This is a genomic window from Wolbachia endosymbiont (group A) of Anthophora plumipes (assembly GCF_964028115.1).
In the GTDB taxonomy this organism is placed as follows: Bacteria; Pseudomonadota; Alphaproteobacteria; order Rickettsiales; family Anaplasmataceae; genus Wolbachia.
Genome location: NZ_OZ034756.1, coordinates 57269 through 80209, shown reverse-complemented (window position 1 = coordinate 80209; position 22941 = coordinate 57269). Strand labels below are relative to the sequence as shown.

Sequence of the window (22941 nt, the reverse complement as noted above, 5' to 3'; positions counted from 1 at the left end):
CTAATGTGCAAATATTGAAGCAAAGTGCGTGACTCACAGCTGTACGAACATTGCAATATGGCACATAGTAAACGATGTCATCCCAGTGCCCAGACACTGGGATCCAGTTTTCCATATAATCTCATCGAAAATGTTGTAATCACTTTCTGTGCTAGTTTGCTTGTGAACAAGCAAACTTTTCTGGTTCCCAGTGTCAAGCACTGGGATGACATCATAGGGACACTGGGATCTAGGGAATGTTCAAAAAACTGTGTCAAATCAACTCATACACTTCATTACCAACTTCATGATGAAGTTCTGCAGTTGGATGGAAATAATCAAAAAAGAAATAATCCTTTAGTGTTTCTTCGCTACACCCAGGGTTATAGTGAACGTCAAGTTCCCCTTTAAATATCAACTTTAAGAGTATTTTTATATTTTCTTTAAATCTCCCAATTTGGTTTGCAATGTTCGATGTGCATGCATCTTGACAATTTAAACCTTTGCTCTTGTATTCGCTAAGCATACTTTTCATTTTAGAGTTAAGATCAAATGCTTTTATTTCAAGATTTGTACTTTTCTTCATATAATCTAAGCCATTAGCCGATTTTGCATTGAAACTCTCTGTGAGCTTCGTAGCTAGTTCCCTTGCTTCTTCATCTCTATTAAAAGCTGGTATTGAGCCAACTTCAGGTGCGTTTGCAACAACTACATGCTTAACACCATGTTCATTTAGAACCTTAAGTGCATTACATATTTCACTCACTGCTTGTTCCAACACTTCTTCCGCTTTAGTATCGTCATAAACAGTGGCAACCATAACATCATTTCCGCCGATTATGATGCAAAATAAATCTTCTTCACCTATATCTGGATGATGTTTAATTACCGCATCTAGCTGGTTAGCTAAACGAAATTTATTGAAGAAATAAGAAAAAATAGGGTCAAAAATTTCAGATGCTGTTGCACATGAAACTGCATAGTTTTGACCTTGCTGTTCGTGGCATTTCCCAAAAAATGAATAACTCCACCCAGGTTTAAATTCGTCTAAATCTAAATATTTTGCTACATATTCAACAGCAGTAGGGCCATTGCTAAAAGATCCTCCTTGATAAAAAGGGTCATCAAACTTTACGCTTTTTGCAAAGGATAAGTTATTTAAAATTCCAATGATTGCGCCATTATCGGATAAACTATCACCCAGAACATAAAAATTTCTATACTTTGAATTAGAATTGTCATTTTTGTTTGTCATAATATTTACCGTAGATTAGCATGTTGTTTCATTAGATTCATAAAAAAAAATAGCGGTGCAACTTTTTTACAACCCCCATTTTAAACTTTATTGTGCATTTCCTTCATATCATACCTTTTTGAAAAAACGTTTTATTTTAAAAACGCTCTGACTTTTTCTCCACTTTTTCCGGGCAAAATCAGCTTCTTCTTAACTTGACACGTATACTTAAAAGAACCCTCTAAGTTTTCTAGCGCGGCTTGGATGTTTCAACTTGCGCAGTGCTTTTGCCTCTATTTGCCTAATTCTCTCACGTGTTACATTAAAAATTTTTCCTACTTCTTCTAAGGTATGCTCCTTCCCATCTTTACCAAGGCCAAAACGCATTCTTAGAATTCTTTCTTCCTTTGGTGTTAGAGTTGCAAGAACATTGGTTGTAATGCCACGCAAGTCAGCAAGTATTGCAGCATCCTCTGGTCTGGAGACTCGCTTATCTTCTATACAATCACCGAAGGTACTACTATCATCCTTTCCTGTTGGAGCTTCAAGACTTACTGGGTCCCTTGCTATTTTCATAACTTTGCGTATTCTTTCCAGTGGCATTGTCAGTTCTACACTTAATTCCTCTAACGTCGGCTCTCTTCCCATCTCATGAGTCATTTTTCTTAATGCTCTGTTGATTTTACTGATAACTTCTACCATATGAACTGGTATTCTAACTACTTTAGACTGCTCAGGTATTGCCCTAGTGATTGATTGTCTTACCCACCAAGTGCCATAAGTCGAAAATTTATATCCACGTTTGTAATCAAACTTATCCACGGCCTTCATAAGACCAATATTGCCTTCTTGTATCAAATCAAGCAGATCAAGGCCTCTTTTTGAATACTTCTTAGCAATGGAAACTACTAGCCTTAAGTTAGCCTTAATCATCTCTTGCTTTGCTTCAGAGACTTCTCGTTCGTGTTTTTGTATTCTCCTGATTAGCTCCTTAAATTCTTGCACGTTATCTTCCTGTATATGCTGCTTAATACCGTTCAAAGTACTAGCTATATGTTCAGAGTTATCGTCTATAAACCTTAAAAATTTGTTTTTTAATTCACCTGTAAAAGAGGACTGATTTTCATTGATCTTTAAAAGACTTATCTTTTTCAATTCGTGCTTTAAAAGCACGTCATCATAAACTTTATAGAAACTTTCTCTATCGATATCGTATTTTCTAGCCTCAGCAATAAGATTAGCCTCTTCAAGCGTAATGGATCTATTTATCTTATAAAGTTCTTGTGTAATTCTGGCAACAGCAGCATCATTTAACTTAATTTGTAATGCTATAGACCATATTTGACTATATAAATTCTCTAGTTCATCAGAGGAATCTTTAGAATTTTTTCTTAATACCAATGCTTCATTTGTTAAAGTAATTATCTCATCCAATGCAACTATGACCTTTGGCAATAAGTCACTTTCCATTTCAAGAATAGAAACATTTAAATTCGCTGAATTTATATCTTCATTATCACCGTCTTTCTCATCATCACTTTTTTTACTATCTTTCTCATCATCACTACAGTACTCAGCATCTTCAGAAACATCCTCAGAATCCTCAACATCTTCAGCACTTTCTTCACTCTCTTCTTTGGGTACCACATTAAAGTCAGAGTTATAAATTGCATCCAGATCTATAATTTCTCTCAGTAAGAGAGCTCCACTACTTAAATCATCACGCCATACTTTTATCACCTTTAATGTTACTGATGTTTCAATTATTGCACGTAACATGTTATGCTTTTCAGATTCAATTTTTTTTGCTATCTCGATTTCATCTGCCCTTGACAAAAGCTTTACAGAGCTCATGTCTTGTAAATAAATCCTCACTGGATCATCATTTTGTACTAAAGTTGCAGTAACATTTGGCGATGTGTCATCATCATCAAGTTTACTATCATCACTGTTGGAAGGAATATCTTCTTCATCTTCGCTACTTTCAAGCACATTAATTCCGGAATCCTGCAATAAAGATATAGCATCATCTATAAAATCAGACGAAAAATTTTCATCTGATAATTTATCATTTATATCATCAAAGGTGACAAAACCACCTTTTTTTATACCTTTAGTTACAAGATCTCTGATAATTTTTTTCTTATCTTCTGCATCATTAATAGTTGACATCATTACCTTTATAGTTTATAATTTTATTTCTTATTAACAAATAAACTTACAACGAGCAAGTCTATAATTTTACTTTTAACTTGTGGCTATTCGTTACTTCATATAGTTTAAGATACTGTTAATTTATGTACACTTGTCTTGATCAATTGTTCCATACTTTTCTTCCATTTTTACTGCTATGGACAATCCAACTGAAAATGTTGCAATTCCAACCACTATAGCAGTAAGCATTAAAACATGAGGTATAGGATTGCTATATGAATAAAAATTTGAAACCAATATAGGAGGCAAAGAATTTTTTATATATCCTAGAGATATGTAAAACAACAAAACAGATGCTTGGAAGACGCTTACCCCTATCATTTTCTTGATTAAATTTTTATCGTTTATAATAATATATAAACCTAGCACCATTAATACAATAATAATCGTATAATTATATAAAGTCATTGTTTTTTCCTACGAGCAAAATTCATATATATAATTAACATAGAGGAGCAGACAGTAAATGCTACACCTAATTCCACCAAAAAAATACCCAATTTTTGACCGGTTCTATTATTGGCTGACAAGATATCATAAGATAAAAAATTTTGGCCAAGTAAAGTTGTTGCAACGCCCGTTCCTCCATAAATTAAAATACCTAACACGTTAGTCAATCTAATCACAGAATAAGGTATTGCTTTTAGAGTTGTAGATACACCAAATAGCATTGAATATAATATTATCCCGGAGGCAATAATTATTCCTGCTTGAAAACCTCCACCCGGAGTGTAATCACCGTGAAATTGTATGTATAAACCAAATAAAATGATAAAAGGTATCATCAAAAATGTTACTGCATTTAATATCGGATCTTTAATCATTGTCTTTTTCTTCTTTTAATATCAACGTTATACAAAGCGCAGCAGTAAAAACTACTATAGTTTCTCCAAACGTGTCATAACCACGAAAGCTTGCCAAAACAGCTGTCACTATATTAGGAATACCGGTAGCTTTTTCGGTATTTTCCACATAATAAGGAGCAACATGCAAGTGGATCGGAGCATTGTGGCTGCCAAAATCTGGCAATTGAATCATAAAATATGACAAACATACAGCCAGAAATAACATAAAAAAAAGCGTTATAGGGTTATGAGATAGATTTACTTTATGATTCTTTATCAAGGAGAGTGCTGCAAACGTAAAAATCGTACTGAGCCCCGCACCAACAGAAGCTTCAGTAATTGCAACATCAGGTGCATTCATAATTAAGTATATAAGCGCAATAAGTGAACTAAATACACACATTAGAACAGCACTTACGACTAAATGTCGCGAGAAGACTATAAAAACCGTAACTGTTAGTAACAACAAAAGTAGCACTACATTTAATATTTCTAACACCTTAACCTTCTTTAACAGTTTTTTTCTTAACTTTATAATAAGTGCGCGCTAAAATATAGCCATTAGTTGAGCTAGCTACCCATATTATAAGAATTAATAATATTATTTTAACAGTATTGATTGAAAATCCATTCTGCAAAGCAAAACCAATTAACAATAGCGTTGCACCGCTAGAATCTGTAATACCTGCTGCATGTAACCTAGTATAGAAATCAGGAAATCTAATTACTCCCACACTTGAAATGATTACTGAACAAATGCCTAAAAATATAAGAACGGATCCTATCATAAATTATTAAAACAACATTAATCTCATTAGTGCTATAGTTGATATAAAGCTAACGCTAGCATACAACAATGCTATATCAATTAAAAAAAAATTATTCAGAATGATTGATATTGCTGTTATGAGTACAACTACTTGCGTTGAGAAATTATTGAACGCTAAAACCTTATTGTACACATCACTTGACTTAGACACTATGCGGCACAACATTACACTCATACAGAACAACAGTGTATAGATAGCAATGTGAAGCATTTAAAGACTATGTAACTTCAGTAGATTTCTAAACGGATACTTCTTCATCGCCATCTTGATCATTTATTTCATCATCTATTTCACCATCCACTTCATAATCTTGGCTTTCTTGACTTGCATCAAGATCTGTGTTAAATTGACCATCAGAAAAATTTAATAAATTCGCTAGCTTACTTGTATTACTGCTGTAAACATTATTCATATTTCCTTTCATGTACTCCTTGCATCTACCTACCAAAAGGTTAAATAGCTCATGAGTATCCACCTGTTTTTCTGCTATTTCATATAAGGAAACTATGGTGTTTTTATGGTCTTTAAACTGAACTGTTTGAACTGGATTACTTGCTCCTGTATTTAAATCATGTGTTCTTTGACTTGCCAATAGAACCAATTTGAAAAGGTTACTTACCTGTTCTGTACACTTTTCTACAATAGACTCAGCCATAAGATACTACCTTAATAAGTTTTATACTATATCACAAAAAACAAGTTGTCAACTTTGTATCTATTGCGATTCAACTTCATGTTTTACTTTTTCTGCCTCAGATTTTATTTCTTGGCTTTCTGTCATCGTGATTGTTATTTCATGATCAAGTTTTTTTAGAAATCCTAACAATCGCTCTAAAGAAAAACCATCTATTTTACCATTTTTAATTTGTGATACCTTTGGCTGATCAATACCAAGTTTCTCAGCTGCAAAAGCCTGAGTCCAAGCATTTTTTTCTATAATTTTATTTATTATATAAAGCAACTTTGTTTTTATTGCTGCACTGTCTAAGTTATTTAACGATATTATTTCCATAATTCTTACACTCACATATCAATTAACTTTATTAAATATTATAGCATAATATTTAATATACCAAGATATTAATATCATATAACTTGTCAATAATTATATGATATCAAATTTAAAACTTTAAGTTGATTGTATATTAATATTTCAATCAAATTTCTAGTAATTTTAAATTACCATTTTACCATCAGCCTCTCTGAAAAAATCATTTACAGAAAGAACAAGCTAAAATTACAAAGCTTGAAATACAAAAATAATTATTTTATAAATTTATCTTACATAAGAAGTTTATATCTCTATATCTTAACATAGATATTTATTTAAATTTTTAAAATTTCTATTTTAACGAGAATTCTATATACTATATTTATAATATAACTTAAATATTTGTTGCTTTTTAGCTGGAACACTATTTAGTTAGTAAGTAAAATTGTGTTGAATATGACAAAAATAAAAAAAGATGTTGCTGTTATTATGGGAAGTGAGTCAGATTACACCACTATGGTCCATACCGTCGATATGCTAAAAGCATTAGAAGTTTCACATGACATATTCATAATATCTGCACATAGAACACCAGAAAGGCTCTTCAATTTTGCTAAATCTGCACAAGAAGAAGGTTTTAAGGTTATTATAGCTGGTGCAGGAGGTGCAGCTCATTTACCTGGTATGGTTGCGTCATTAACTTGTTTACCAGTTATCGGCGTTCCTGTGCATAGTAAACAATTAAATGGGCTGGACAGTCTACTCTCTATAGTTCAAATGCCAAAGGGTGTTCCAGTTGCAACCATGTCTATAGGAGAAAATGGAGCATATAATGCTGCCATTACCGCCGTATCTATATTGTCAATTTCCAACAGTGAAATTGCAGGTAGGTTAAAAAAGTGGAGAGAGAGACAGACCAAAGAAGTAAAAGAAAAACCAGCTTCATAATAAATCTATGGCAATAATCCTTCTAGACACAAAAACCATAAACCGTATAGCAGCGGGGGAGGTGATAGAAAGGCCAGCAAGTGTAGTAAAGGAATTAGTGGAAAATGCAATAGATGCTGGAAGTTTAGAAATAGAGATCAAAATAGAAAGTGGTGGGCGTAACCTTATTATTGTGACAGATGATGGTAACGGAGTAGAAAAAAACGATTTAGAACTTGCGTTTATGCGCCATGCTACTTCAAAATTGAGCGATAGTGAGTTGATAGAAATCAAGCATCTTGGCTTTAGAGGAGAAGCTCTGCCTTCAATAGCAGCAGTAAGTAGGATAAAATTATCGTCTAAAGCAAGCGGAGCAAGTGAAGCATGGTCTATAAGTTATGAGGGTGGAGAAAAGATGGGGGAGCTAACTCCTTACTCTTTATCACAAGGGACACATATTGAAGTACGAGATTTGTTTTTCGCTACCCCAAATAGACTAAAATTTCTAAAAACCGAAAGAGCAGAAACTCAAAGCATTGTTGATATTGTAAACAACCTAGCAATGGTTAACTATCATATAGGGTTTACTCTCACTTCAGGTAATAAAAAGCTCTTAAAATACGCTAAGCAGACTTCGTTATTTCATAGATTGTGTGAAGTAGAAGAAGAATTTCAGGGCAATTCTTTGGAAGTCAATGAAGAAGAAGACGGCATCAAACTTACGGGACACATCTGTAAGCCAACCGTCAATCGTGGTAAGTCAACTCAGATCTATACATTTGTTAATGGAAGGCCAATTAAAGATAATTTACTTATTGGTGCGGTTAGGTATGCATATCATGATTTTATTCCAAGCGATAGGTATCCTTTTGCAGCGTTACATTTAGAGATACCTTATGATCAAGTAGATGTAAATGTGCATCCAAATAAGTCAGAAGTAAGGTTTCAGAATAAGAAGCTCATATATGAGATAGTGACAAGAGGATTAATCAAAGCGTTGTCAAGAAGGATAGGCACCTTTGATGTCATTTCAGCTAGTGACCAGAAAACTACTAATGCAATAGAGGGTTTTTTGAAAGGTTCATTATCAGATCCTTTTGATAAACCTGATGTTCAAAAAGAATTTTACGAAAGGAAACCAAGTCCTTTTGAAAATCAACTAATAAAAGAATTTGCTTCTCCAAATGAAAAAGCAAAAGGCTTATCAGAACAGTCAAAATCGTTTGATTATACCGGCATACAGAAATCCCCATCACAAGCGGAAATTATGGTTCTAGAAAAAAAGGTGTTAGAGCAAGTTGATTTGATAGAGAGCCACCCGCTCGGGTTTGCACGCTGTCAGGTCTATAATACTTACATTATTGCCGAGGTAAGAGACAAATTGATTATAGTTGATCAGCATGCAGCCCACGAGAGGTTAGTATATGAATGCCTAAAACAAAAATCAAGTATAAAAAGACAAAAACTACTTCTTCCTGAAACGGTTGAAATCAAAAATCAAGCTGGAATAGAGATGATTGAAATCTATAAAGATAAGTTATTTGAAATGGGTTTTGATATTGAAATCAAATCAGAGAATAAAGTGATAGTAAAAGAAATCCCTGCAATTTTGGGAGCAATAGATGTGAAAGAGATGCTAATTAATATAGTGGGTAGATTAACGGAAATAGAAGATACATTGCCAGTAGAAGACAAAGTGAACAAGATATTGGCTACTATCGCTTGTCATGGATCAATTAGAGCAGGCAGGAAAATGAGGTTAGAGGAGATGAATGAGCTGCTGAGACAAATGGAAAAAACTCCATATTCCGGGCAATGCAACCACGGAAGACCAACTTATATAGAAATGAAACTCAGTGATATTGAAAAACTTTTTGAGCGCAGGTAATGAGGTTGCCATAAATATGTAAGTGCTCTTTCCTCGTCATCCAAGTAGCTCATAGAAACGGATTAAACGAAAAACGACTTGACAAACTCCGCCAGCTCCCTTATCATGACAATAAGGGTATTTATGACTCAAAACTTGTTTTTGACCTGCAGGCTCAATGACAAAATTCAGTAAAAAAACTCAGGTATTTATTGGCGGATTACATAAAATTATAGCGGCTGCATGTCTTTTAAATTTTTTCTACATTCAGCCAAACCGCGCTTAAACTAAGCGTCAGCACATTATTACAGCGCCACTTACAGTAATATAGAGTCAAAACTCGCTACTCGGGGCTTCTTTTGCCTTTTTTTTCATTTGGTAAATTTCTTAATGTTTATAGCTCAAAGAGAGGTGTCATTCCAGCACTTGATGCTGGAATCCAGGAATTTTATCAAGTATAAAAGTTATGTTAAAATGCACCATTTATGGAAAACTAGATCCCAGTGTCTGGGCACTGGGATGACGAGAAAGGAGCACTGGAATGACATCATAGGGGCACTGCCATTATAGAGTGAACCAGTGTCAGCTACTCGGATGACAAAGAAATAGGCACTGGAATGACATCATAGGGGCGCTGGAATGACACCCTGACAATCGTCATCCCGCTACTTGTTAGCGGGATCTATGTGAGATACCGTGAATAAATCACGGTATGACGGTTCGCGGTGGTATAGTAATTCGTCATCCCGCTACTTGTTAGCGGGATCTATGCTAAGAGATACCGCGAATGAATCACGGTATGACGTAGATTGCTGATAAATCGTCATTCCGCTACTTGTTAGCGGGATCTATGCTAAGAGATACCGTGAATAAATCACGGTATGACGGTTCGCGGCGGTATAGTAATTTGTCATCCCGCTACTTGTTAGCGGGATCTATGCTAAGAGATACCGTGAATAAATCACGGTATGACGGTTCGCGGTGGTATAGTAATTCGTCATCCCGCTACTTGTTAGCGGGATCTATGCTAAGAGATACCGCGAATAAATCACGGTATGACGTAGATTGCTGATAAATCGTCATTCCGCTACTTGTTAGCGGATGAGATACCGTGAATAAATCACGGTATGACGTGTTTAGCCATAGAAACTAAAAAAGTTCTTTTTTAAAAAACTTAAGTTATACTTATAAGTGTTTGATATCTTATATAGTAATTATGTCGAGTTTAAGCTGCCTTTATGGCGATAATGCAGAATTTGTAGAAGAAATGTATAGCCGTTATCTGCAGGGCGATAAATCAATCGGGGAAGATTGGTATAGAATTTTTTCAAGCAATTTAGAAGTTAATAAAGCAGAGCCCTGCAATGCAACTAAGGTAGATGATTCAGTTTCTAGTTTAGCAAATTTCTTCAGGTCCTATGGTCACTTTTTTGCAGACTTAAACCCATTGTCACCAAGTGAAAATCAAGAAATAGATTACCAAAAATATTCAAATCTATCTCCGGCAAGTGACGCTGAAATCTATAGAGATATTTACTGCAAGAATATCGGTTTTGAATTTATGCATATCTCCTCTTATGAGGAGAGAATATGGCTGCAGGACAAGATCGAAAATCAAACCTATACGCTGAGTTCACAAGATAAAAAGGAAATCCTGAGGCACTTGATCGAATCTGAGATGTTTGAGCAATTTCTCCATATGAAATTTCCTGGATATAAGCGTTTTTCTATCGAAGGTGGAGAGTTAGCTATTGTTGCGATTGAGAGAATTATTAGTGATTCTGCGGCTTTTGGCATTGAAGAAGTAGTTCTTGGCATGGCTCACCGCGGACGACTTAATGTTCTGACCAAAGTTATGGGCAAAGAATATGCGGCAATGCTATCTGAATTTCAAGGCAACCTTGCATACCCAAGTGGTCTTGAGGTGTCTGGTGATGTTAAATATCACCTTGGCTATTCTTCTGATCGAGCACTTACAGGTGGCAAAAAAATACATTTAAGTTTATGCCCTAACCCATCTCACCTTGAAGCGGTGAATCCGGTTTTGGCTGGAAGAATAAGAGCAAAACAGAATATAAGGTCTGTGCTTGGTATATCAATTCATGGTGATGCGGCTTTCATCGGTCAAGGTGTCGTTGCCGAGACCTTGAGCCTAAGCAACATTGAAGGTTATAAAGTGGGTGGTATTGTGCACATTGTTATAAACAATCAAGTTGGTTTTACTGCTAACCCATGCTGCGCACGATCCTCTTTTTATTGCACTGACATAGCAAAATCAATAGAAGCTCCGGTTTTCCATGTGAATGGAGATAACCCGGAAGCTGTGAGTTTTGCTGCAAGTCTGGCGATGGAATATAGGCAGAAATTTAAAAAGGACGTAGTGATTGATATAATATGCTACCGCAAATACGGCCATAATGAAGGCGATGAACCGAATTTCACTCAGCCACTTATGTATAAGCTGATATCAAAACATAAAACTCCTGGAACATTGTATGAAGAAAAATTGACTGCAGAGAAAGTATTAGATGGCGATGAAGTAAATAAATTGCGCAGTGAGTTCAGGGCAAAATTAGATAAAAGTCTTGCTGAATCAGTGACTTACACTCCAAAAAAAGCTGACTGGTTCGGTGGAGTGTGGTCAAAATTAAGAAGAGCAAAGCTGAACGATTTGAGCGAATACTACACGGATTCTGGTGTTCCGCCAGATGAGTTGAAAAAATTGGGTGTGCATATAAATAGCAATATTCCAAGTAGCTTTAACATTAACAATAAGGTTAGAAAAATACTCGATGGAAGAATAGACAGCATAAATTCTGGTAGCAATATAGACTGGGCAACTGCCGAAAGTCTTGCATTTGCGTCACTGCTTACAGAAGGAATAGGAGTGCGTTTATCAGGACAAGATTCTGGTCGTGGGACTTTCTCGCACCGTCATTCAAGGCTTGTTGATCAGGCAACAGAAGAAGCGTTTATTCCGCTAAACAATATAAATGAAAAGCAAGCTCACTTTGAGGTCATAGATAGCGCTTTATCAGAGTATGCTGTAATGGGCTTTGAATATGGATATAGTCTTGATTCTCCGTATTCACTGGTGCTCTGGGAAGGACAATTTGGTGATTTTGCAAATGGTGCACAAATTATGATCGACCAGTTTATCGCATCTGCAGAAACAAAGTGGTTGCGATCAAGCGGTCTAGTTCTATTGTTGCCCCACGGTTATGAAGGGCAAGGACCTGAGCATAGCTCCGCACGTATAGAGAGATTTTTGCAACTCTGCGCAGAGGATAATATGCAGGTAGTTAATTGTTCCACTCCGGCGAATTACTTCCATGTCTTACGCAGACAAATGCATAGAGACTTTCGTAAGCCTTTAGTAGTGTTTACACCTAAATCACTATTGCGTCATAAAAGAGCAGTTTCTAACCTATCTGACTTTGAAGGAAAATTCCTCACGGTAATTCCAGAATGTAGAACAGGTTTAGTTTCAAATAATGAAATACGTAAAGTTGTAATATGCAGTGGTAAAGTTTATTACGATATAATTGAAATGCTTGAAACACAAAAAATAAACGATATAGCAGTGATACGTTTAGAACAATTCTATCCGTTTCCGGCCGATAAATTAAGCAGCGAACTTGAAAAGTACAAGAACGCTGAAATTATATGGTGTCAAGAAGAACCAAAAAATATGGGGGGATGGTTTTTTGTCAACCCATTGATAGACGAGGTGTTATCTGACCTCAATATTCAAGCAAAAAGACCTAAGTGTATCGCAAGACCTGCTGCTGCATCTCCTGCATGTGGTTATGCTAGTGTTCACACTCAGCAACAGGAGGAAATTTTAAAGCAGCTTAATTAAACTTCACCTCTACTAGTGGAATGTTATTCCAGCTATTGCTTCCATAGTCATCAATAGAAGCGTTTAAGTAATCTGTATCAAAGCGCACGGGCACATCAAATTCGAAGCTCGCAGTGATTATCGCATCTTTTACTGGTGGCTTCATAAATGTTATTTCTCCCGTTGAATAATTTACTGAATATTCACTCTCTTCTTTACCATTTAAATAAATCTTTACTGTCCCATGTACTGGCTTTTTGATCATGCGTATATGCTTATCTTCCCCACTTACATAAGTTTTGATTAGCTGAAAAGTCGTTTTTTTGTTATCTCCTATACCAATCTTTTGATTAATGGCTATAAAATCTGACCAATCCTTAAAACGAAACCCTATTGCTTTACCTTTTCGTGCATGAAAAAATGTTATGAGTTCTGTTAGCTGCTCGTTTGATCTGACCCCGTAAGCTATGTTGTATCTAGTGCGTGCATGAGACCAATTGATGTTGCGCTGTTCACAACCGTTATGAGTTGTTACAACGTCAGTGGAAAATTCCGGTCCTCCAGTGGAACCATAAGATATATTTTCTGGAAATCTAATTTCTGTGAATGACATATGTCCTCCTATGAAAGTAAAATTGAGGTGGTGTAGTAAAACAGGAAAGATCTTAAATTTTTAAAGTTGCTTTATTAATAAGACCGTGCATTTTTAATCCTATTTCTTCTAGAAAAGTAAGGGTACTATTTTCTTCTAACTCACTTTTCAGTTCGTTAATGTTCTTATGACTCTGCGTTAATTGATATACACAAACACATGCAGCGACTAAAGCAATTCCAGCAAGACATGCAAAGGAATTGCTTGAGTAATGATAGCAGCTATAGCAGATGCTGTGAATACTATAGCAGCTATCACAGCAACTGTGCCATAAACAGCTTCTTTCTTGTAATTATTAATTAATTTTTTTTGTATTTCTTTTTGTTGTGTTTTTTGTTCTTGCTGATGAGAGGAAGGGATTTCTTTATCTATGTGAATTTGTAAAACCGGCGCACTAGTACTGGTATTAATTATTTCTTGTTGTACTTTTTGCTCTGATTGATTAGAAGTAGGAATTTCTCTATCCGTATAAACAGTCGCACTAGCGCTGGCATTAATTCCTTCTTGTCGTGTTTTTTGCTCTAGTTGATGAGAAAAAGGGATTTCTTTATCCGTATAAACAGTCGCATTAGTGCTGGTATTAATTCTTTCTTGTTGTACTTCTTGCTCTGGTTGATTAGAAGGAGGAACTCTTTTATCTGTACTAAAAATTTCTTCACTAGAAACTTGTTGATCTTCTTTTATATCTTCAGAAATTCCACTAAGGAGTGGTACAAAATGTTGCATGTAATTCACTACTCCTACAGTTTTTTTACTATTATCTATCTCTAATTGATCAAGATTCACATCTTGTATAAAAACTTCTAGATCATCATCATGTGCTGTAATTTTAGTTACTGTAACTTTTTGACTATCTTCCTCTATTGAATAAATATAAAGCTCCACTTCATACTTATCACATATCATTCTCCCTTCAACCCCTGGGCGACCCCATATAGGTGGGCTAGCTTCTGTAGCCATACTTCTAATATCTTTTAAATATCTATCAAAAGATGCAATATTGTCTGGTATAATATTGTTCTGGTTATCTTTCATTACATTTCCGTTTGAACCTATCATAGGTACAGCATATCCTTCAGCAATATTTTTTGTTATTTCATTAAAAACCCATCGTGAGTCCTTTTTGTTTTCAGCATAATCTGCACAATCTTTTCTTAATGATTTTGCGGTAAAACGATAACCAGGTTTTATATTTAACTCATTCAACCCTTGAGCCACGGAGTCAAAAAAGCAATCTCCTGTCTTTATAGCAATTCCTATGTTTAGATTTTTGGGACAAGCATTTTTTAAATTATGCAGTAAATCACTTGATTTTTTCTTTTCTTTGATTTGTCGAAAAAGAGCAATTGGTTCTCTTGTATAATTAGGCTCTTTCATATTGTAACCTCAGAATGGTAGCTATATGTTAAGTTTAACACTTTTTAATGGATTAGTCAACCTTTGCAGGCTAAGGTTATGCTCGACTGTAGGCATCACCTGCTTTTCTTGAGCTACTGCGTATCTTATACGTACTGCTATTTATCACATTCATAATTAGATTCGTTTACGTTGTCAAGTAAAAAAATAAAATTTTATAGCAAATTAATCGCTGAAGCTAGTTTTTGCTTGCGACTTAATTCATCTACTTTTTTGCGTAATACATTCAAATCAGCTGCTCCTACAAACAGACTATCCCCAATTATTAAAAAAGGTGTGCCCCCTACTCCCAAATCTCTTACTAGGAGCTTACTGCCATTTATCATTTGCTCAATTTTGTCTGCATTATTTTTCATGGAATTATTAAAGTCGTCTTCATTAATCCCTATGCTTTTCACTATATCCAATATGCTTTCGTCTGAAAATCCTCCTTTGTGACTTAAAGCAGAATAGTGAAAGTCGAAATATTTTTCTTTATCAATAAAGTAAACAGCTAAAGCGCTTTTTGCTGCCCTTAAAGAGTCATTACCAAGTATTGGAGCATCCCTAAAGATATACTTAATTTTACCGTCGTTAATTAACTGTTTTATATCGTCTTTTATAGTCTTGCAATATCCACAAGAATAGTCAAAGAAACCTACAGCTATAACACTACTATTTTCATTTCCGGAGTAAGGATAAGTAAGGTCAAATATTTGATCCTTGTATTGTGAAATTTTACTTTTGGTCACATTATCTCGAGCAGCGTAACTACTTTTAATCGACTCCTCTTTGAGAGTTTTTACGATCTTATCAAAATTTCTACTTATATAATTATCTAATTTCTCACCTATATAATCATCTCTTAGCATTTGGCTGCGATTTGAAAGCCAATTGTTTATTACTGGTAAACTTGCTACTGCCAGTATAAGGATCAATAAAAACGATATTCTAGACATACAATTTATTTAAAAACCTACAACATAAAACTTTAGTACACATTTATCTGTATATTAAAAGAAGCATCTAATATTAATATATGAAAACATTTATATCAAGTGTATTTTATAACCAGTTTTGCCTCAAATGCAAACTTTACGTACAATGGAACTCAAGCACATTACTGAAAAGCTCATCAGAAGACTTGGTGATGCAAATGACCAAACCATCGCCAGAATAGCCAATTATGAGATGCTCTATCTTTTACCGCCGCGTATAACAACTGTAAACATGGCGGTAAAAAAAGTTGATCATCTTATAACCGCCGTGTATAATGCTAACAAATGCGGCGGTAAATTATATGAGCGAACCAATAATTGGTAGAGAAAAGGAAATAGCCATTCTAGAAAGTAAGCTTCTCTTTTCCCCATTTGCTGAGTTTATTGCAGTGTATGGTCGGCGTCGTGTGGGTAAGACGTACCTAATAAAACAATTTTTCAGTAAACATGCCGATGTTTTATTTGAACAAACAGGTCTTAATAATGGTACTATGCAGGAACAACTTGCAATTTTTACACAGTCGTTATCAAATACTTTTTATAAAGGTGCAAAAATGGCTTTGCCTGAAGTGTGGCTGGATGCATTACAACAATTAACACTTGCTATTGATAACACACATGAGAATGAACACATTGTCTTATTTTTTGATGAACTTCCATGGTTAGCTACAAGAAAGTCTCGTTTTCTAGAAACGTTAGAATATTTTTGGAATATACATTGGACAAACCGAAAGAAGCTTATCTTGGTTGTATGTGGTTCAGCAGCTTCTTGGATGTTGGAAAATATAATTTATACCAAAGGGGGGTTGCATAACCGCATTACCGCAAGGATACCTTTGCAGCCTTTTAACTTACGTGAAACTAAAGAGTATCTAAGATATTTAGGAATCAACCTTAATCACCAGCAGATATTACAGATCTATATGGCTATTGGAGGAATACCACATTACCTTAAGGAAGTAAGTAAAGGATTATCAGCAGCACAAAACATTAATATGATCTGTTTTCAGAAGGGTGGTTTGTTATTTGATGAATTTGATATGTTGTTTCACTCCTTGTATGAAGAGCCAGAGACATATCTAAATATCATTCGTGCGATTGCAAAAAAGCCAAAAGGGATAAGCAGAAAAGAACTTATAAAAGCGACTAAAATCACTGAGGGTGGTCGCTTAACTGCTAAATTAAGGAGTTTAGAAGAAGCAGGATTTATTGGTGGTTTTTTACCATTGAACAAGGGAAAGAGAGGAGTATATTACAGGGTAATGGACGAATATGTATTATTTTATCTAACGTGGATTGAGCCGTTTAAGGAAGTAACAAAAAGGGCAATAATAAGTGATGCTCACTATTGGGAGTTAGCAATAAAGAAACCAGCTTGGCAAACATGGACAGGGCAAACATTTGAAGCAGTGTGTTTTAAACATGCCAATGTAATTAGAAAAAAATTAGATATAGAGCATATAGCAGTTATATGTGGAGATTGGCAATATCAACCAGAAAAATACAGTAAAGAGTCTGGTGCTCAAATAGATCTAGTTTTCGATCGAGAAGATGGATGTGTAATGCTCTGTGAGATAAAATATAGTGATAAACCTTATACAGTAACAAAGGAATTTGTCGAACAATTAAAAAGAAAAGAAGCAATTTATAGAGAAAAAACGAAATCAAAGAAGCAAATATTCTGGGTGTTAATTGCTGCAAATGGAGTTTCTGAGAACCAATATCTAAAAGATACGATACATCATGTGATTACACTAGAAGACTTGTTTTAAGTTATTTTAAATTTTAATATGTACACCAACTTACGCGACTTCATTAAAGCCTTAGAAGAAAAAAAAGATCTGATTAGGATTAAGGAGGAAGTTTCAACAGTTCTTGAAATGACAGAAATTCACCGTAGGGTTTTGTCAAACAAAGGGCCAGCTATAATTTTTGAGAATGTTGTTAAAGAGAATGGTAAAAGCTCGATCCCTGTTTTGGTGAATTTATTTGGTACTATTAAGAGGATTGCATTGGGGTTGAACATAAACCCTGGTGAACTAAGAGATCTTGGTAAACTTTTAGCATTTTTGCGATCACCTGAGCCACCAAAAAACTTCAAAGATGCCGTGAAAATGTTTCCTTTACTAAAAGTTGTATTGTCGATGCGAAGTAAAGTTGTGAGCAAGGCTCCATGTCAAGAAGTGGTGCTAACTGGGGATGAGGTGGATCTTAGTTTGCTACCTATTCAAACATGCTGGCCAAATGAACCTGCACCACTTATCACCTGGCCAATTGTGGTGACAAAAGGCCCAACGGAAGACAAGCAAGATAATTTCAATCTTGGAATATATCGTATGCAGGTTATAGATAAAAAAACGACTCTAATGCGCTGGCTTGCACATCGTGGTGGTGCAGGTCACCACAAACGATGGAAAGAGAAGGAACAAAATATGAAATTTCCTGCTGCTGCTGTGATCGGTAGTGATCCTGCAACAATTATTGCTGCGGTAACTCCAGTGCCAGAAACATTGTCAGAATACCAATTTGCTGGGTTGCTGCGCAAAAAACCGCTTGAGCTTGTAAATTGTAAGACTATTCCGCTTCAAGTGCCAGCTCATGCAGAGATTGTTCTGGAAGGCTATGTAAGTTTGGATAGATATCAAGATGAAGGGCCATACGGAGATCACACCGGCTACTATAATTCTGTTGAGCAATTTCCAGAATTTAATATTACTGCAATTACTATGCGCAAAAATCCAATTTATCTCAGCACTTTCACTGGCAAGCCACCTGATGAACCATCAATTCTTGGTGAAGCGCTCAACGAAATCTTTGTGCCCATTCTTATCAATCAATTTCCAGAGATAGTGGATTTTTATCTACCACCAGAAGGTTGTTCATATAGAATAGCGGTGATATCGATAAAAAAGTCTTATCCAGGGCAGGCAAAAAGAATTGTTATGGGCATACTTTCCTTTCTAAAGCAATTTTTATACACGAAGTTTATTATCGTTGTTGATGATGATATAAATGTACGTGATTGGAAGGAAGTGATGTGGGCAATATCAACGAGAATGGACCCTGTGCGTGATACAATCATGATAGAAAATACACCTATTGATTATTTAGACTTTGCTTCCCCTGAAAGTGGCCTGGGAGGTAAGATGGGATTTGATGCAACAAATAAAATCCCGCCTGAAACCAAACGAGAATGGGGAGAGAAAATTAAAATGAGTGAGGAAATAGTAAGAAAAGTCACGGAGAAGTGGGAAGAATATGGATTGACAGGTGATTAAATTATGATGTAGCCTATCGCCGTATATCCGGGGGTGAGTTGTTGTGAGGCTTTTTCACTTTTTATTCTTGTTAATGTGTTTTTCTCTGTATTACTATGCGGGTTTTATATTTTCGCCCTGCCCAAAAGCTACGGTTTGCTTTTCACCTGGAGAAGATTGTGCTGTACCGATAATCAGCGTAATAGATCAGTCTAAAAAATCTATCTTAGTTCAAGAATATACATTTACTCTTGGAACAGTTGCAAAATCTTTGATTAATGCTAAAGAACGCGGTGTTGATGTTAAAGTCATCTTAGATAAATCGCAACTCTACTCAAAATATAGTGTTATAAATGAATTATTTTCAGGTGGAGTACCAATTTGGATCGATGATAAGCCAAAGATTGCTCATAATAAGATAATGATTGTTGACAATCAAAAAGTCATCACAGGGTCATTTAACCTTAGTAAGACAGCTAAAAAAGGAAATGCTGAAAATTTATTAATTATTACAGATTATCCTGAATTGATTCAGCAGTATGTGAAAAACTGGGAGGCACGAATGTCACAATCTTATAAATACGCTCCCAACTAATCGAGAGCGCTTGCTTAAAATCAGTTCTAAAAACAGCAAGAGAGAGCTTTTTTGATTGATTGGCATAATGATTATGATATAATGAACTAAAAGTTTAAGGAATAAAGTAATGAATTATATAAATGATGCTGCCGGTAGCTACACTGCCATTCATGATTTTTTTCAAAACAACGGTGTTGGAGATTACAAAGTTCAATGCAGTTATGGTGGGGTGCCGTATGCTACTGATGAGTACATGCATTCTGGCGATAAATTTTGGAGTAATAATTTCATAGACTCACATTTTGGCAGGGAAATAAAAATGTATCCTCAAAGTGAACTTTTAGCTAAAGAATATGCTGGAAATACGTTGCCAGTTTCAATATCACTAGATAAGGATTTAATAAAAATGAAGGAATGTCAGAAAAAAACGAAATTTGTGGAACTAGAAAGGGAGTCAGGTGATTTAGTGTATGATAAGCAAAAGCATGTAAAGTGTTACACAACAAAGCTATCATATGATGATGTACATATTTACAATAACGATAAAGTTTCAACATTTAGCATAAAATACGACGTGCCAAATGATCCGAAATACAGTTTAAATATAACATTTACAAAGGTTAATGATAATAAACCAGGATTTTGGCAAAAATTTAAAAACATGTTTTAACGTGACCATTCACTAGACTTCTTTCAAAATTGTTAGAGGGAGTGTAAGATCAAGTATTTGAAAGCATGAAATATAAGGAAATAAAAAAGTTAGAAGGAGAAAAGTTTTGACGTTTAATAGGGGTAAAAAAAGCAACATTTGAGCGAATGGTAGAAAACATGATTTTCGGATGTTTAGAAAATCAAAGGTAGCAGTATTGCCACAAACTAAAATCTTAGCTGATGCCGGCTACAGGGAAATGCAGAAGATACACAAAAATGTTGTATTACCGCACAGGAAAACGAAAAAGAATCCGTTAAGCAAAGAACAAAAAAAAGAGAACAGAACACTTATGATCCAAAGGGCAATAGTTGAAAACGTAATTGAAAAGGTTTAAAATCATTTCCGATAGACATAGAAACCGACGAAAACGTTTTGGTTTAAGATTTAATTTGATTGCTGCTATCCACAATTTTGAGCTCCTTATATGAATTTTGAAAGAAGTCTATTAATGCCTATTTTGCCTAAACTGAAGCGTCTTTTCCAATTTTTTCTAGCATTAACTCAGCAGCTTTTTGTTCAGCAATCTTTTTACTAGAAGCACATGCAGAAACTTTACCATAATCTTCTATGCAAACTGATATAGTAAATTCAGGATTGTGTGCTGGTCCAGTTTGTTTTACAAGCTCATACTCTGGTAAAGGCAATTTGTTTTTCTGAGTCCACTCTTGCAGTGAGGTTTTAGGATCTTGAGGGGGGTCAAGCATGCTTTTAGCTAGCTTTTCCCAATATTGGGTAATAAATTTTTCAACATTTTCAAGTCCGCCATCAATATAAATTGCACCTATTAGTGCTTCAAGCGAGTTTTCTAAATTTTTTAGATTACATCTCCCTCCATTGCAGCGTTCACTATTATTCATGATGATAAAGCTGCCTAATTTTATTTCTTTAGCAACATTAGCAATGGTGTTGCCACAAACTAAATCCGTCTTTCTTTTTGCCAATGCTCCTTCTTTTTCTTCAGGAAATAGTTTAAACAGTATGGCAGATACGACCATATTCAAAACACTATCGCCCAAAAACTCTAGTCTTTCGTAGCTTACAATCTGGTTTTTGCTATTCCTTTTATTTACGCTTGGGTGAGTTAGTGCCTCTTCTAATATTGCATAATTTGTAAATTTATAATCAATGATCTTAGATATTGCATCATTCAAACTCTTCATACCCATTATTTAAAAGAAAAGCACTTTCTACCACCTTTATACCAGAGAATTAGTCTTATTTTATTAAAATAATACCACCAACTTCCAAAATTAATGTATACAACCCACCACCTCACTAATGTTACTAAATCCATCTCTCCTTATTAGTTCTGCAAGTTCTAGATTAATTTTGTTTACAACTTGAGGTCCGTGGTATATGAGAGCAGTGTACAACTGCACCAAAGAGGCTCCTGCCTTTATTTTTTTATATGCATCAGCACCACTTGAGATTCCTCCGCACCCTATCAATAATATTTTGCCCTTAGTAAATTTGTACATATCGCCCAATAACTCGGTTGAAAGTTTGAACAGTGGTTTGCCACTCAATCCGCCACTTTCGTTGTGGTGGGAATGCAGATTATCTCTACTTACCGTAGTGTTGCTTACTGTTAATCCGTCAATCTTATATTCCAACGCAAGCTCAGCGATATTTTCTTTCGTTTGCTGATCTATATCTGGTGAGATTTTTAATATTATTGCGGAATTATCAATTGATTTCCGGGTTAGAGTTATGGATTTCAACAATTTCGATAATTCTTGCTTATTGTGCAGATTGCGTAAATTAGGCGTGTTTGGAGACGAGATGTTCAGCACTATATAATTGCTTTTTCCATATACCATCTTTATTAAATCAACATAATCACTAATTTGGTCTTTCGATGCACTATTTTTTCCTATATTTATGCCAAAAATGCAGTCATCAAGCTTGGTTTCATCTATTTGTTTAAGAAAATAGTCTATTCCTTTATTGTTAAATCCCAATCTGTTAATTACCCCTTGATCTTTAATTAACCGAAAAATTCTTGGTTTTTTGTTTCCATATTGTGGATTACGAGTTACAGTACCAGTTTCAATAAACCCAAAACCAAATGAAAGCATAGGCCTTATAACTTCTGCATTCTTGTCAAAACCTGCAGCCAGGCCCACGGGGCTTCTGAGCTTACTACCAAAAAAATTCACACTCAAAGATTCTGGTAGCTCTATAGGATTCTTATAAGGTATTTTCTTTAATGCCATGATTGCCAAAGAGTGAGCAACTTCAGGCGGCAGTAAAAACAATAAATTACGTAATATCATTTTGTAAAACACTTTGCTTATTTTTAGTTTATTTTTTACCATGAAACGCTATAAGAGTATAACCATAACTTGAAAAGAAATTAGACTTCTTGCATAACCATATAACGAACTTTTATTGGAAATAGAAACAAAAAACTTACTTGACAAGCTTCGCCAGCCCCCTTATTATGACAATAAGGGTATTTATGACTCAAAACTTGTTTTTGACCTGCAGGCTCAATGACAAAATTCAGTAAAAAACTCAGGGTATTTATTGGCGGATTACATAAAATTATAGCGGCTGCATGTCTTTTTTATTTTTTCTACATTCAGCCAAATCGCGCTTAAACTAAGCGTCAGCACATTA

General features: G+C 35.1%; 24 protein-coding genes and 1 pseudogene. 10 read left to right on the top strand and 15 right to left on the bottom strand.

Features of this window, described 5'->3' with window-relative positions; translation table 11 throughout:
• Positions 1-33: 33 nt before the first annotated feature.
• The 10 genes from ABWU75_RS00400 to ABWU75_RS00355 form a co-directional block, all read right to left on the bottom strand.
• Complete coding sequence (locus ABWU75_RS00400) at positions 34-201, bottom strand: hypothetical protein (RefSeq protein WP_187297384.1); 168 nt, start codon at positions 199-201, stop codon at positions 34-36.
• 52 nt (positions 202-253) lie between these two features.
• On the bottom strand, positions 254-1234 hold the full coding sequence (locus ABWU75_RS00395; RefSeq protein WP_353286838.1) for an SGNH/GDSL hydrolase family protein: 981 nt from the start codon (positions 1232-1234) through the stop codon (positions 254-256).
• Positions 1235-1441: 207 nt separating this feature from the next.
• A complete protein-coding gene (gene rpoD, locus ABWU75_RS00390) occupies positions 1442-3385 on the bottom strand; it encodes an RNA polymerase sigma factor RpoD (protein ID WP_353286837.1) in 1944 nt (647 codons plus the stop codon).
• A 123-nt stretch (positions 3386-3508) separates the two neighbouring features.
• Complete coding sequence (locus ABWU75_RS00385) at positions 3509-3835, bottom strand: cation:proton antiporter subunit C (protein ID WP_253302472.1); 327 nt, start codon at positions 3833-3835, stop codon at positions 3509-3511.
• Positions 3832-4251, bottom strand: a complete 420-nt coding sequence (locus ABWU75_RS00380) for a Na(+)/H(+) antiporter subunit B (protein WP_164224942.1) — start codon at positions 4249-4251, stop codon at positions 3832-3834. Before ABWU75_RS00380 ends, ABWU75_RS00385 begins: the two co-directional genes overlap by 4 nt.
• Positions 4244-4771, bottom strand: a complete 528-nt coding sequence (locus tag ABWU75_RS00375) for a DUF4040 domain-containing protein (protein ID WP_264688399.1) — start codon at positions 4769-4771, stop codon at positions 4244-4246. Before ABWU75_RS00375 ends, ABWU75_RS00380 begins: the two co-directional genes overlap by 8 nt.
• A 1-nt stretch (position 4772) precedes the next feature.
• Entirely contained in the window at positions 4773-5060 is a 288-nt protein-coding gene (mnhG, locus tag ABWU75_RS00370; protein WP_096617042.1) for a monovalent cation/H(+) antiporter subunit G, read from the bottom strand.
• Positions 5061-5066: 6 nt separating this feature from the next.
• A complete protein-coding gene (locus tag ABWU75_RS00365; RefSeq protein WP_164224944.1) occupies positions 5067-5312 on the bottom strand; it encodes a monovalent cation/H+ antiporter complex subunit F in 246 nt (81 codons plus the stop codon).
• 28 nt (positions 5313-5340) lie between these two features.
• The gene (rpoZ, locus tag ABWU75_RS00360) at positions 5341-5757 is read right to left on the bottom strand and encodes a DNA-directed RNA polymerase subunit omega (RefSeq protein WP_264732476.1); all 417 of its coding nucleotides are present in this window, start codon (positions 5755-5757) and stop codon (positions 5341-5343) included.
• Between the two features lie 60 nt (positions 5758-5817).
• Entirely contained in the window at positions 5818-6114 is a 297-nt protein-coding gene (locus tag ABWU75_RS00355; RefSeq protein ID WP_253310011.1) for a helix-turn-helix domain-containing protein, read from the bottom strand.
• A 435-nt stretch (positions 6115-6549) separates the two neighbouring features.
• Between ABWU75_RS00355 and purE the strand changes: the two genes are divergently transcribed.
• The 4 genes from purE (at position 6550) to ABWU75_RS00335 (ending at position 12749) form a co-directional block, all read left to right on the top strand.
• Complete coding sequence (gene purE, locus ABWU75_RS00350) at positions 6550-7041, top strand: 5-(carboxyamino)imidazole ribonucleotide mutase (RefSeq protein ID WP_353286836.1); 492 nt, start codon at positions 6550-6552, stop codon at positions 7039-7041.
• Positions 7042-7048: 7 nt separating this feature from the next.
• Positions 7049-8908: a DNA mismatch repair endonuclease MutL gene (gene mutL, locus ABWU75_RS00345; protein ID WP_353286835.1), complete on the top strand. Its 1860-nt coding sequence runs from the start codon at positions 7049-7051 to the stop codon at positions 8906-8908.
• 369 nt (positions 8909-9277) lie between these two features.
• On the top strand, positions 9278-9457 hold the full coding sequence (locus ABWU75_RS00340) for a hypothetical protein (RefSeq protein ID WP_264732483.1): 180 nt from the start codon (positions 9278-9280) through the stop codon (positions 9455-9457).
• Positions 9458-10103: 646 nt separating this feature from the next.
• Positions 10104-12749: a 2-oxoglutarate dehydrogenase E1 component gene (locus ABWU75_RS00335; protein ID WP_353286834.1), complete on the top strand. Its 2646-nt coding sequence runs from the start codon at positions 10104-10106 to the stop codon at positions 12747-12749.
• Here the strand turns inward: ABWU75_RS00335 and ABWU75_RS00330 are convergent.
• The 3 genes from ABWU75_RS00330 to ABWU75_RS00320 all read right to left on the bottom strand — a co-directional run bounded on the left by ABWU75_RS00330 (position 12742) and on the right by ABWU75_RS00320 (position 15734).
• Positions 12742-13341, bottom strand: coding sequence for a TIGR02217 family protein (locus tag ABWU75_RS00330; protein WP_253307282.1), 600 nt, complete (start codon positions 13339-13341; stop codon positions 12742-12744). The two genes, ABWU75_RS00335 and ABWU75_RS00330, sit on opposite strands and share 8 nt — an antisense overlap.
• Before the next feature lie 207 nt (positions 13342-13548).
• Positions 13549-14757 (bottom strand): hypothetical protein, encoded by a 1209-nt coding sequence (locus ABWU75_RS00325; protein WP_353286833.1) that lies wholly within the window; start codon positions 14755-14757, stop codon positions 13549-13551.
• 194 nt (positions 14758-14951) lie between these two features.
• The gene (locus ABWU75_RS00320) at positions 14952-15734 is read right to left on the bottom strand and encodes a DsbA family protein (RefSeq protein WP_353286832.1); all 783 of its coding nucleotides are present in this window, start codon (positions 15732-15734) and stop codon (positions 14952-14954) included.
• A 127-nt stretch (positions 15735-15861) separates the two neighbouring features.
• Here ABWU75_RS00320 and ABWU75_RS00315 point away from each other — a divergent pair, with 127 nt between their 5' ends.
• The 6 genes and pseudogenes from ABWU75_RS00315 to ABWU75_RS00290 all read left to right on the top strand — a co-directional run.
• Positions 15862-16098, top strand: a complete 237-nt coding sequence (locus tag ABWU75_RS00315) for a hypothetical protein (protein ID WP_264732495.1) — start codon at positions 15862-15864, stop codon at positions 16096-16098.
• Positions 16076-17545 (top strand): AAA family ATPase, encoded by a 1470-nt coding sequence (locus ABWU75_RS00310; protein WP_353286831.1) that lies wholly within the window; start codon positions 16076-16078, stop codon positions 17543-17545. The genes ABWU75_RS00315 and ABWU75_RS00310 overlap by 23 nt, the downstream gene beginning before the upstream one ends.
• An 18-nt stretch (positions 17546-17563) precedes the next feature.
• Positions 17564-19051 (top strand): UbiD family decarboxylase, encoded by a 1488-nt coding sequence (locus tag ABWU75_RS00305; protein ID WP_264732499.1) that lies wholly within the window; start codon positions 17564-17566, stop codon positions 19049-19051.
• 43 nt (positions 19052-19094) lie between these two features.
• Positions 19095-19625: a phospholipase D family protein gene (locus ABWU75_RS00300; RefSeq protein WP_253309843.1), complete on the top strand. Its 531-nt coding sequence runs from the start codon at positions 19095-19097 to the stop codon at positions 19623-19625.
• 109 nt (positions 19626-19734) lie between these two features.
• Positions 19735-20277 (top strand): hypothetical protein, encoded by a 543-nt coding sequence (locus ABWU75_RS00295; RefSeq protein WP_353286830.1) that lies wholly within the window; start codon positions 19735-19737, stop codon positions 20275-20277.
• A 142-nt stretch (positions 20278-20419) separates the two neighbouring features.
• Positions 20420-20747, top strand: a pseudogene (locus ABWU75_RS00290) (transposase family protein); the annotation flags it as partial.
• A 33-nt stretch (positions 20748-20780) separates the two neighbouring features.
• Here the strand turns inward: ABWU75_RS00290 and rnc are convergent.
• Together rnc and ABWU75_RS00280 are read right to left on the bottom strand one after the other, a co-directional pair.
• Positions 20781-21479 carry a ribonuclease III gene (gene rnc / locus ABWU75_RS00285; protein ID WP_253309845.1) on the bottom strand — a complete coding sequence of 233 codons (699 nt, stop codon included), beginning with the start codon at positions 21477-21479 and terminating at the stop codon, positions 20781-20783.
• A gap of 90 nt (positions 21480-21569) precedes the next feature.
• Positions 21570-22637: a quinone-dependent dihydroorotate dehydrogenase gene (locus ABWU75_RS00280; protein WP_353286829.1), complete on the bottom strand. Its 1068-nt coding sequence runs from the start codon at positions 22635-22637 to the stop codon at positions 21570-21572.
• Between the last annotated feature and the right edge of the window lie 304 nt (positions 22638-22941).